This is a genomic window from uncultured Gimesia sp. (assembly GCF_937919775.1).
Taxonomy (GTDB): Bacteria; Planctomycetota; Planctomycetia; order Planctomycetales; family Planctomycetaceae; genus Gimesia.
In genome coordinates, this window is the sequence record NZ_CALFPF010000019.1 from 19348 (window position 1) to 31663 (window position 12316).

The window sequence follows — 12316 nt, forward strand, 5'->3', positions numbered from 1 at the left end:
TTCTGAATCACAGGAAAAAATCTATGTCACGCTGTCTGGTTGTCTTACTGTTTCTTGCCTTTTCCGTCCAAAGCACTTCGCGTTGCCGGGCTCAGGAACTGGACGAACAGAAAAAACAGCTCGATTCCAGCATTCAACGGGCCGTTCAGTTTTTATCAAAATCACAACAGCCTTCAGGCGCCTGGTCTTTTAATTCCTATGGCGAATCGACGGCTGCGACGTCGCTGGCGATTATGGCATTCATGGCCGCCGGTTATGTTCCGGAAGAAGGCCCTTACGGCGATCAGATCAACAAAGGCATTGACTGGGTTCTGGCACATCAGGCCGACAACGGTCTGGTCGTGCATCACAAAAGCCACGGGCCGATGTACAGCCATGGCATCAGCACTTTAATGCTGGCAGAAGTCGCGGGCATGCTGACGGGGGAACGAGAGAAAAAATGCCGAGCCGTTCTCACTCGCGCAGTCAAACTCATTGTTTTGGCGCAGGATGTCCCCAAAGATAAAAGAAACGCCGGCGGCTGGCGATATAATCAGACAAGTAAGGACAGCGATCTCAGCGTGACCGGCTGGCAGTTACTGGCATTGCGGGCCGCGAAGAATATCGGCTGTGATATTTCAGCAGACCACATCGACAAGGCGGTCACTTATGTGCGTCACTGCCGCGGACGTAATAATGTCGGCTTTGCCTATCAGCCCGGAGGGGCGCCCAGTGCGACACGGACGGGTACGGGAATCCTTGCGCTGGAAATCTGCGGGCAGCACCATACCCGCGACGCGCTGGAGGCGGGCGATTATCTCGTAGAGCACCCGCTGCATCCGGATGAATTTTATTACTTCTACGGCGCCTATTACTGCAACGTGGGCATGTTCCAGATGGGGGGAGAATACTGGAAAAAAACCCGGGCCACCATCATTCCCCAATTGCTGGAAATGCAAAAACACGACGGCAGCTGGCTCGCCACAAAGGGCAGCGAAAAGGAAGCAGGCAAGGTTTATTCCACCGCTCTGGCAGTCTTGGCCCTCGCCGTGGAATATCAGTATCTGCCAATCTATCAACGCTGAATAATTCGCGTACAGACCTGTTTCAGTACGCGATCTCGTACAAATCAGCGTCCAAAACAGAAGCGGACACCGGATTCTCAGTGAAAAAGGCGTATCCTGTGTTACGTCTCCGACAGACAGCGTTCGCTTATCTGCTTAACATAGATAGAGTTAGCCCCGCCAGTCAGGCATGAGCCGCATCGAATTGACCTTGGAGAACCAGCCGGTTATCTTTAGAATCCGCTTCTGGAATAACCAGTTTACTCCTTCTTCCGATCTTAACCCACCTGGATACCCCGACCGTGCGGATTGCTTATTTAGATTGTTCCACCGGAATCAGCGGTGATATGACTCTGGCTGCTCTGGTTGACGCAGGCGTGAACGCAGATCAGATCTGTGCCGGCATCGATTCACTTGGCCTGCCCGGCGTGAAACTTACCTTCTCTTCCACGATGAAGGGAGGATTTCATGCGACTTCGGTTCAGATTACACATCCCGAACAGCACGCCCATCGCCACTTAAGCGACATCGTTAAAATCCTGAAGCAGTCGACGCAGCTCACACCGAAGCAGTATGAGATGGCACTCGCTCTGTTTTCGGCGATCGCTGCCGCGGAAGCCAGCGTACATGGTTCTACCATCGACAAAGTGCATTTCCATGAAGTCGGGGCCATCGATTCGATTGTGGACATCGTGGGAGTCGCCATCGGCTTTGACCTGCTGGGGGTTGAGCAAATCATCTCCAGCCCTATTCCGACCGGTTACGGACAGATTAAAATTGATCATGGAATCTGCACGGTTCCCGCTCCAGGGACCGCGGAATTATTAAAGGGCATCCCCCTGGCTGACATTCCGATTCAAGCCGAGCTCACGACCCCCACGGGCGCTGCCATTATTTCCACGCTGGTCGATCGTTTCTCAATGCTGCCCCCTATGACGATCGAAGAAATCGGTTATGGCGCGGGAACCAAAGACTTTCCGGAGCGCGCCAATCTGCTTCGCATCTTTGTCGGAGAGTTAGCCACCTCCAGTCACACCGATTATGTGACCCTGCTGGAAACGAACCTCGATGATGTTTCGGGGGAAGTCATCGGTTACACAAAACAGAAACTGCTGGCAGCGGGCGCTCTGGATGTTTACACTTCTTCGATCCAGATGAAAAAAGACCGCCCCGCCGTCATGCTCAGTATTATCTGCAAGCCTGAATCAGCAGAAAAACTCGAATCGATTCTGTTCGAGGAAACGGAAACCCTGGGCATTCGCCGTCATCAGTTGCAGCGTGCCCTGCGGCCGCGCCAGGCCCATCTCGTCAAAACGGCATGGGGCAACGTGGCTGGAAAACTTTCTCTCGCTCCCAATCAGCAATCTATTTTTACTCCCGAATATGAAGCCTGTGCGCAGCTTGCCGCCGCGAATCATGTTTCGCTCAAAACCATTTATCGTGCTGCAGAAGCCGCCTTTCTGTTTGATGGTCATTCCGAAACCCCGCTGGGCAACGATGCAAATGTGACCCACGACCACGACCACGACCACGACCACGACCACGACCACGACCACGACCACGATCACGATCACGATCACGGATAATCACTTTTACGGCGATCAGGAAGATCGTCAGAGTGAAATGTAAACCGCGCCATTTCGGTATTGTTTGGAAGTAAAGGATGACTTGCCAATCATGTTTGACTTAAATGATTCCAATCTGATTCTGACAGGGGGGCTGATACTGGTTGTCGCCTGGGCTCTCAGAAGAAGTTTTCGCGAGCAACGTCGCGTGCGCAATCGAAATCCCCTGAATGAAGCGCAGCAGGAACTGAACACCCTGGAACAAAGCCAATACAACCGCCTCAATCAGCTTGAAGTCAAGCTCTATGAATATGGCAGAGAAGTAGATGCCCGAAGCGATGATCGCCTGCGCGTACTAGATGAATTGCTGCTGGATGCAGACCGGGAAATCAACCGCTTACGCACGCAACTGGCGCTGTCGCAACAGAGTTTCCATGCCCCGGCTCCTGCCCCGAAATCTGAGTCGGGTCCCGACATTCTGGTGTATGAGAATTCCCGCAAATACAGTGCGGCTTCAGAGCGGCGCACCATGATGGTTTATCTCAGCCAGGCGGGATTTTCCGCACAGGAAATCAGCAACTGCTTCTACTGCAGTCTGGCGGAAGTCGAAACGATTCTGGCGGAAGAAAACAAGCCCCCCGCTACGGACATCGCTTGAGAATTCATTCGCCTCTATGCCGGTCAATGATTAACCGGTTACCAGTTCCTGAACCGGCGATGCTTCGACCAGTTTGATTTCCTGCTCATCCAGGCGGGCCAGACAGCTCTGGGGGTTGAGTCCCAGGTGATGATAAATCGTCGCCGTCAGTTCCGAAGCATGCACAGGACGTTCTACCGGGGCGCTGGAGCGGGCATCGCTGGCGCCCACCACCTGACCGCCGGGTGTACCACCGCCGGCGACTAACGCTGACCAGACATGAGGCCAGTGATCGCGGCCCCCATGCGCATTGATTTGAGGCGTGCGCCCGAATTCTCCCGTGGCCACCACGAGCGTGTCGCTCAGCAAGCCTTTCGAAGAGAGATCATCGAGTAAGGTTGATAATGCTTTATCAAACGCCGGTCCCAGCGAATCCCGATACTCATATACTTTTCCGGAAGTCCCCGTTCCCGTACCATGACAGTCCCAGGTCAACTGCTGATGCAGGTCATCGAATAAATTGACGATCACGCATCGCGTTCCCCGTTCCACCAGTTGCCGTGCCTGCAGCAGCAACCTGCCGAATCGGTGTTTTCCGTATTGCTGCTGAATCGCCTTGGATTCTCCCGCGATTTCAATTTCATAATCACCGCTGGTTGATGATTCCCGAACGGTGGTCGCCGGCTCGAATGCCTCTCCCAGAAATGTGGCCTGCTGTCCGCGATAGATATTCACTCCCAGAGAACCTACCAGACGCGGCAAAACGACAAAAGGAGGCGCATCACCCCGAGGCCCCCACTGCCGCGAAACGACGGAACCAAAACAGGGATAATTCAATGCTCCCCCGGAGAGTCGGCCTGTCTGAATGAGCTGATGACCGGTTTCGTGAATGGGGGCTGCATCGTGATACAGCGATCGCACAATCGAGAACTGTCCTGCCCGCTGTGCCAGTTGAGGTAAAGCCTCACTGAGAAAAACGCCGGGAACCGAAGTGGAGATGGCTTTCAGAGGGCCACGAATTTCAGAAGGCGCATCGGGCTTCGGATCGAATGTCTCCAGTTGGCTGGCACCCCCGGTCATCATGATCAGGATGCAGTTCTTCTGCGAACGATCGCTCTCTGCAGCCGATAACGTGGCCCGCTCCGACACCGATAACCCGACGAAGCTCAAACTACCGACACGCAGAAAATCCCGCCGCGATACTTCAGAGTGATTTTGCTTGGAACTCATAAAGAATATTACTCACTGCTTTTTTTAGAATGTTTCGTCTTATTCGGGGTGTCTGTATTATACCAGCCTTGGTCTATAGTCGAAGAATTCCCCTGTAAGAATTCACCTTGTTTCTGAAACTTCGATTCCAAATCAAAAGTTCAAGCACCATCGCTGCTCTGAATCCGGGCCCCATGATTCAGAGGATTGACGGTTCTTAACGAACATAATTCTCCGTAACCATTTTGGAGTATTGTACTTGAAACTTTTTCCGCATTATCAGAACTCGGACAGACCACCGATAAAGTTGGGCCCCAGGAAGTTTGGGCGATTCCCTGAATTCCTTTTGAAATCAGCAGTTTTTCCAACTCGACCATTCGTGGATGGGCGAAAATTCCCCCTTGAGCCGGAGAGAAAAATTCCCCCACAATATGCCCAAACTCTGTCAAACCGGAACTGAAGCCGGCAAAATCACGTGTCAGTACGGCAGGCATGAGCTGCATCAGCACCAGTCGGCAGAGTTTTTCCGTGACCGCCACAGGCATCGGGCCTAACTGCTGAATGGCATCCGCCTCGAGGATACCTGAGATTCCTGCCTGATTCACAGGTGTGATCAACAGAATTTTCCAGTCTTCCGGAAAATCAGCATGCATCACCAGGGGGCTGATCTCAGCTGGATCGCGTTTTCCCCCTTCGACCAGAAACCCGCCGGAATCAAAACCATGTACGCCTAGCGCAGAACGTGCGCCGCGCTGAACGCGCTGCGCCAATTCGACGGAAGACAACGCCGGCTCTCCCGACAACACCGAAATCGCTTTCGCGACCGCCAGGCTCAACTGCGTTCCTGAACCAAAACCACAATGCAAAGGTATCTCGGAATGTAACTCGACTGAAAAAAAACGCTCTCGCAGAGGACCGGCCAGAGAACGGCGGGCAGCATCAATCGCCGCTGCTACTTTTGAGTAGCAGCCCTCGCTACAGATAATGGTATCCTGCCCTGTTGATGATAGTCTGGCTGAGAGCATCAATGACGGCTCATCCACCATTAAACCGATCCCGCCGAATTCACGCCCTGTCGCGGGAGCCAGGGACAGCAATCCCCAGTGTAATCGACTTCCAGTAGTGACACTCACTTCGCGTGACATGACAGAGATTGCTTTTGACGTTGATTGAATAATGGGGACACAATTTTTTTCATGAATCTTTAGCATATGCTTTGGCAATATATTCTTCCAGCAAGTTGTACGCCGTCTGCTCATCCGGACCGGCGGTCTTTTTTACAATTTCTGCAAAGGTGCGATACCGGGCTTCTAACTCGCTCTGCTCAATGAGATGCGTCCGTGTCGCCATAATTGCCGCTTCCAGAACTGCATGTCTGGCTCGGTTCAGCCCAAAATAATCGCGGATTCGGCCGTGGTGGACCACCACGGCCTGCATGATGGTTCGTTCGTCGGTTTCATCAATGGACTCAATCTGAAATTCATACCAGCGGCAGGCTGACTGCAAGACATCGCCGGCAATCCGCTCAGCGGGGAATGTTTCCGGAATTTCCTCCAGCAGACCGATGGCTGCTTTTGCCAGTAACAAAACCTCGTCTACGACATGAAAGACTCCACAGCGGGTTTCCTTCAAATTGCTGAAGGTACGCGACGTCTGAAAAGGGCGCAACACAAACCGGGACATCTCAGGATTGACCACGGGGCCCATCGGAGCGATGTTTAATTCACCCTGCTGATTTCGACTGGTAACGATACCTTCCAGAATCATTTCCGCTGCTCACTGAAGTAATAGGAAACCTCGCATCAAGCCACTATCATAGTCCAGAACAGACTCTGGTGAAACCTGTGGCCGCTCCAAAATATGGACCTGTCGGCGGTTCTGTGTCGAGACAGGCGATGTGGTCACACAGCGGGGAGAGACTAACCTGTATCCAGGTTTACTGTAGCGTCTCCAGGGCCATTCGGAACAAGTATAATAGAACGAGAGACGCTATGGTTAAATGGGATACGCTCTAGCGGGTAAATCCGACGTAGAAGCTGAAGACCTGTGTCTGGTCGAAACTCTCTTTCGCCAGCGGCACTGCGAAGTCCAAGGCAACGGGAACCGGTCCCATCGCAGGCACAGTTAAACGAAGCCCGGCACCGACAGAAACTCGGAACTGATCAAGAGTCACGCTATCTTCCACAGTACCGAAGTCACTGAAGAAGACCATCTGGATCATTTCATCGGCAGTAATCGGAACCATATACTGGGCACTACCCAGGAAGCTCCAGCGACCACCAATGGCGACGCCATTTTCCCGCGGAGTGACTCCCCGGAACTCGAAGCCGCGGAATGTCTGGAAACCACCGGCATAGTACCGTTCAAACACCGGAGTCCCCGTATCAGTCCATCCCAGTGAGGCACTCAAAGATAGAATGTGACGTCCGCCACCATCGGGTCGCTTATAGATTGTAAAATATTGACTGGCATTCGTTTCCAGGCGGGTGTAATCGAAATCTCCGACAGCCTGCTCGACAGCAGCTTCGAAGATATGACCTTCCGCCGGTAGAAACGCGGCATCACGTGTGTCGTGTGTGGCTGCCAGTCGGAATGTATTCAGCAGATTATTTCCCACAGACTGCTGAACGATGGCAGGGGTCGGAGTCGTCGGATTCATCAGGTCGACGTTTTCCAGACGGAACTGGCCGTTGACCGACCACTCCTGGGTCAACTGACGCCCCAGATTTAAACGGGTACCAACACGTTCTTCATTCCAGTTTGTATAATAGCGTGTGAAATAAAAGCCGCTGACTCCCAGACTGAAATTGGTGTCCAGAAAATAAGGATCGGTCCAGTTCACCAGATAACGGCTGACCTGATCACCGGGAACCGCTTCCGCACGGAACTGCTGCCCGCCACCACGCCACGCGGTTCCGTCCAGAATATCTTCAAAGCTGCGTGGCGGCCTGAGAATATCAAAGTTTTGCTCCTGCAGAACAATCGATCCGACGACGCCGGCGTCACTGTTGACACCCACACCAAACATCAGACGACCCGTACGACTCTCGGAAGCATACACATCCAGATCCACCCAGCCCGGCTGCTGCTGGGGGAATTCAGTCCCCATCGGATCTCCCAGTGGGCTGTTTCCGAACAGTGGATTCAGCGGTTGCGGAATACCATTGTCGTAGTTTTGCCCTCGAAACACTTCCTGTTCGCGTTTTTGTTCGTTCAGGATACCATCGTCATAGATCTGACCTTGTTCAACGTTATGATCAAGTTCATTATTTTCATTATTTTGACCTCGCAGGACATCATCTTTACGAATCTCAGCGAGTTCCCGTTGAGGATCCACTTTCGTCACGTTGATGCGAGGTCCGTTTTGCGGCCCCTTCTCGAAGACCTGTCCCCCTTCAATACGACGCTTACTTTTGGTAATCAGGCGTTGATTCGCCAGGTCGCCGGGAGAAACCATCAGGGGATTTGTCAAAACAGAACTTTTGGTACGCGGATTGTCACCGGCGATGTGGGGAGTAATCCGTCGAATCCGATACGGTTTGTCTTCGTTAATCTGATAGACCAGATCGACTTCACCGGGCGCTTCCAGAAAACGGGGAACGGGGTTGACTCTGGCAAACAAATGGCCGCGTTCCCCATATTTTGTGGTCAGTTTTTCGACATCTGTAGAAAGAGTACGACTGTTGAAAAACTCACCCGAGGCCAACTTGATATCGTCGCGAATTTCTTCTTCTGAGAAGATTTGGTTCCCTTCGATCAGAATATCACGGATCTGGTAACGTTTGCCTTCGTTCACGGTATAATCAATTTGAACCTTTGAACGATCTTTGTTAAAACCGACCTTCTCCTCAATTTTCACATCGAAGAAACCCAGGCCGTTATAATATTGTTTGAGAGAGATTAAGTCGTCTTCCACAGTCGCAGGATCAAATTTCCCACCCAGTACACTCAAACCGAGCGGCGCTTTTTTGGTGAGCAGTTTTGTTTTGAGTACGCCTGAACTGACGAATTTATTTCCCTGAAAACTGATACCCGAAACAACAACTTTGGGGCCTTCATTGATCTCGAAAATCACCTGGCGGTCATCGGGACCATCGCCTTTGAGCAGTTTGACCTCAGCAAATCGATAACCACGTTCGACGTAGAGCTGTTTGATCCGATGCACGGATTCCTGATTGGCGGAAATATCGAAGGGGGAACCGATTTTCAAACCGGTCGTCGCTTCCAGACGCTTCGTTTTGATTTTACTGTTTCCCCGAAATTCCACCTTCTCAACAATCGGACGTTCTTTGACTTTGAACACCAGAACCAGCCCTTGATCGGTTTTTCGGTAAACCGGTTGCACGCTGGAGAACCAGCGCGTTGCGAAGAGCTGTCTTACATCCTCAATCACCTGATCTCGGGAAACTGGGCGACCCCGTTGAATTTTTGTTTTTTGTAAAATCGACAGTGCGGGTATCGATTCGTTACCTTCCACCTGGATATCGAAAAGAGGTTCGTTCAGAGAAATCGAACTCTTTTGTGCTTCCTGCGCAAAGGCTGAGCTCATCAATGGGGCAATCCCGTTGATGCAGTCTCCGAATAATGTAATCTGTACCAGGATCAGGCTCAATGCTGATCGGAATGCGTTACCGCATCTGGCATCAGATAAGACACCTCTTATCATGTCGAATCCAATTGTAATTTTTGCGAGAAAAGATATGAGGTTCACTTCATTGTGACAGGTTGGAATTCTCTTTTTTAATGCCCCTGAGATCTCAGTGGGGATATGAGAAAAGGGAGTGTTAGACAGGAAAGTTGCCCACTGGTTAAAAGTGGGTTGCGTAGAAATAACGAAAATCGAAAACAGCCGCAAGACGAGTTTTTCCATGACCATCCGTTTTGATGACATCCATGGAAAAAAATTCACTGCCTGCGGAACCTGCTTGTAAATCTTACAAGCAGGATGAGTGCGCCCACGCATTTCACTTTAAAAAACCGACTTGAAAGGCCTCGAAGACTCAGGTGAATCGAGGAACGCGGAGCCTGTTACTCGGCAGTCGACTGCAAGTGGCAAGCCACACAGGACAGAACCACATTGCTGGCTGATCCCTTTTCGCGCGCCGTTTTGGCGGGCTGGTTCGCTCGGCTTTCACGCTGGGCGATCCAGAGGCAGGGCTGCTGACTCTGTAAACTGCTCACACTCGGAGAGAACTGATTCTCGGGACCATTCAGAGAGATCCCCCACCCCATCAGAAAGCCGACCAGCAGAATCAACGCCGCATGTACGAGCCGCTTCTGGTGAGGTTTTGGCTTCTGAGACGGTTTTGTCATCTGATTGGTGACAGATTCTGCTCTTAAGCGACTGGCTGCCTGTTCCGCCATACGCACCGTTTCCGCAGACAAAAAAGGCTGCCCTGTCTTCGGAAAAATAGACGCCGATTCCTGATCGGACGTCTGATGAAAATCGGCATGAAACTGGGAAAGTTGATCAACGTCTGTCACATCATCCAGAATCTGCTGAAACGTATCCAAAGCCGGTGCCAGGGTTTCTTTCATCTGCCGACAGCGCGGGCATAACTGGAGATGCCATTGCAACTCCTCACAATTGTGATCGGTGGGATGAGTAATCAAATCAAAAGCTTCGTCACAGTTCATGAGACTTCTCCTTCCGAAGTCGAACCTTCAGAAAAACGATGAGCCAATTGAAGCAATCCGTTTTTTACACGTATTTTTGCTGCCGACAAACTGCAATCCATCGTTAAGGCAATTTCAGTAAATTTCATTCCGCCAAAAAAACGCAGTCGCAGTGCATCGGCCTGAACTTCCGGCAATTCAGCAAGATACAAAGCCAGAAGCTCAAATTGTTCTGTCTTCAAAGCAACCTGCAAAGGAGTTTCTGACGAACTGGGTTCGGGAATCACCGCGGCTTCGGCAGCAGCAAATGAGGAACGCACCATTTCGCGCGGGTGGCGTAATTCCCGTTTATAATGACGACGGCACAGGTTCAAAAAAATCGTCCAGAGCCAGGTCGAGAAGGCAAACGCAGGGTTATACGACTCGCGCGCAGCAAACGCGGACAAAAATGCTTCCTGTACCAGATCTTCAGCCGCCGACAGGCTGCCGTATTTACTCCAGGCAAATCGCAGTAAACGCTCACGATAGCGCAACACCAACTCATCGAACAGGAGATACTCTCCTGAGCAGATGCGTTTCATTATAGTGGCATCGTCTATCATTTGATTCATCCTGAATTACCGGCCATGTGGGCAAAACCACCCGTAAAGCCCGACAGATTCAATTCAAAACGTATTATTGGACTTACTAATTCTAGCGAGACACCTTTGGAAGATGCAACCTGAACAGTTCGTTCTCCGCCGATTCTGAATCATAATTATTTCTTCAGGTTGGCGCCAATCTGATAGATTTCTTCCGTATCGAGCACCAGATCATTGGTTTTGAATAGCTTACGGATGGCGGCTTCATGAATTTTCATCTTGGTGCCGCCGACTCCGATCGCCCCGTAACACAACACGCCGTCCCGGTCGGTTGCTTTGTCCATCACGTCGACTTCCTCAACTCCCGCAGGAGGAACCGCGTTGAGATCAATCACGACTTTCAGCTGTTTCATTGGTTTCCAGCAGGCCGCTGGCAGCAGTTTGACCCCGGCTGCACCGGCAGCGATAATCAGGTTTGTTTCCCGGTTGGCCTCTTCAATCTGTTTATGATCTTTTAACGACAGAGCCTGCAATTGTGCTCCTTCGACTGCAGCTGAAATTGCATCACAGGTCGCCTGAGCGCGCTCTTCCGAGCGGGATGCCACAATCACCTTCGCACCACGCTTCGCCAGCAATTGTGCCGCACGCTGTCCCACAGGACCGGTTCCCCCGAGAATCAGCGCCGTGGTTTCAGCAAAATCGAGATGTTTCCCGGCCGCCAGTACCGCAGCCGCCGCGGTCGTATTGGAACCATTCGAATCGATCATGACCGAGACCCGCACCGGACCGAAAAACGTCTTCTGAATGCGCTGAAAAAGAGCCTCTCCCTGTTCGACATGACTGCCACCGACAAAAATGGCAGTGCGATGCAGTTTTTTGGGTCCGCGCGTAAACATCGCGCCGTGCACCAGCGCTTCCACATTTTCGGGCGTGATACCCCCATAGCTCATCAGTTCATCGACGCCCGCGTCGACAGCGACGACGCGATCAAATGTGCTGGGCTGGGCATCGGTATCCAGTTGAATCAGTATTTTTTTCATGATATTTCTGAAGCTCACCAAAAACAGGAGATTGGAAAAAACAGAACGAAAAACCCCTGCTCTGAAAGAACAGGGGTCTAATTTCGATTTTTGCACCTATACAGAAATTTCAGCCAGCATAGAAGGGGTGAGAGGCTTCACTCTTCTTGGCAAGCATTTCATCAACAGAAGGCTCGTTCTTCATGGCACGAGCAATCGCTTCTTTGGTTGCTGCGTAGTTGTAATCAAAGATTTTCTTGTCGTCATCGGCTTCCCAGTGAATGAATACACCGCAGACAATGACCAGATCTTCGCATTGATCTTTAGGAATCACGCCAGCTTCAACACTGTCTGCCACTGCTTTGGCAACGGCGTATTGAGCGGGGCCGAACATCTGCACGGCCTGCTTGGCGCCTTTAATTGTGACTTTGGTGATCATCACAGTCGCTGGCTTCACAGCCAGATTTGGTGATAATACAGCCAACAGGTTGCTGTGACCCATTTTCTGGTTAGACAGAGCGTTCGCAAAAGCCACTCCGACAGGACCGCTTTTGTCACCAATCAACAAATCGATATGAGCAACTTCATTACCTTCGCCAACAAGTGACTCACCGACAAAAATTGACATTCTTCGTTCTCCATTTCA

Annotated in this window: 11 protein-coding genes; 3 read left to right on the top strand and 8 right to left on the bottom strand. The window is 51.5% G+C overall.

The annotated features are described in order from the left end of the window. Positions 1 to 23 precede the first annotated feature (23 nt). The 3 genes from Q0294_RS00535 to Q0294_RS00545 all read left to right on the top strand — a co-directional run bounded on the left by Q0294_RS00535 (position 24) and on the right by Q0294_RS00545 (position 3266). Positions 24 to 1064: a prenyltransferase/squalene oxidase repeat-containing protein gene (locus Q0294_RS00535; RefSeq protein ID WP_299459543.1), complete on the top strand. Its 1041-nt coding sequence runs from the start codon at positions 24 to 26 to the stop codon at positions 1062 to 1064. Positions 1065 to 1345: 281 nt separating this feature from the next. Next, positions 1346 to 2629: a nickel pincer cofactor biosynthesis protein LarC gene (gene larC, locus Q0294_RS00540; RefSeq protein WP_299459546.1), complete on the top strand. Its 1284-nt coding sequence runs from the start codon at positions 1346 to 1348 to the stop codon at positions 2627 to 2629. 91 nt (positions 2630 to 2720) lie between these two features. Beyond that, the gene (locus tag Q0294_RS00545) at positions 2721 to 3266 is read left to right on the top strand and encodes a hypothetical protein (protein WP_299459549.1); all 546 of its coding nucleotides are present in this window, start codon (positions 2721 to 2723) and stop codon (positions 3264 to 3266) included. A gap of 30 nt (positions 3267 to 3296) precedes the next feature. On the opposite strand, the gene Q0294_RS00550 is transcribed toward Q0294_RS00545, so the two are convergent. From Q0294_RS00550 to fae, 8 genes are all read right to left on the bottom strand, one after another. Further along, a complete protein-coding gene (locus tag Q0294_RS00550; RefSeq protein ID WP_299459552.1) occupies positions 3297 to 4475 on the bottom strand; it encodes a DUF1501 domain-containing protein in 1179 nt (392 codons plus the stop codon). A 140-nt stretch (positions 4476 to 4615) separates the two neighbouring features. Then, the gene (locus Q0294_RS00555; protein ID WP_299459556.1) at positions 4616 to 5599 is read right to left on the bottom strand and encodes a beta-ribofuranosylaminobenzene 5'-phosphate synthase family protein; all 984 of its coding nucleotides are present in this window, start codon (positions 5597 to 5599) and stop codon (positions 4616 to 4618) included. A 49-nt stretch (positions 5600 to 5648) separates the two neighbouring features. After that, positions 5649 to 6221, bottom strand: coding sequence for a DUF447 domain-containing protein (locus Q0294_RS00560; protein WP_299459559.1), 573 nt, complete (start codon positions 6219 to 6221; stop codon positions 5649 to 5651). A gap of 244 nt (positions 6222 to 6465) precedes the next feature. Then, entirely contained in the window at positions 6466 to 9003 is a 2538-nt protein-coding gene (locus tag Q0294_RS00565; protein ID WP_299459562.1) for a BamA/TamA family outer membrane protein, read from the bottom strand. Positions 9004 to 9482: 479 nt separating this feature from the next. After that, positions 9483 to 10091: a hypothetical protein gene (locus Q0294_RS00570; RefSeq protein WP_299459565.1), complete on the bottom strand. Its 609-nt coding sequence runs from the start codon at positions 10089 to 10091 to the stop codon at positions 9483 to 9485. After that, positions 10088 to 10672, bottom strand: a complete 585-nt coding sequence (locus Q0294_RS00575; protein WP_299459568.1) for an RNA polymerase sigma factor — start codon at positions 10670 to 10672, stop codon at positions 10088 to 10090. Before Q0294_RS00575 ends, Q0294_RS00570 begins: the two co-directional genes overlap by 4 nt. A 155-nt stretch (positions 10673 to 10827) precedes the next feature. Further along, positions 10828 to 11691, bottom strand: a complete 864-nt coding sequence (locus tag Q0294_RS00580; RefSeq protein WP_299459571.1) for an NADP-dependent methylenetetrahydromethanopterin/methylenetetrahydrofolate dehydrogenase — start codon at positions 11689 to 11691, stop codon at positions 10828 to 10830. 109 nt (positions 11692 to 11800) lie between these two features. After that, positions 11801 to 12298, bottom strand: coding sequence for a formaldehyde-activating enzyme (gene fae / locus Q0294_RS00585; protein ID WP_299459574.1), 498 nt, complete (start codon positions 12296 to 12298; stop codon positions 11801 to 11803). Positions 12299 to 12316 lie beyond the last annotated feature (18 nt).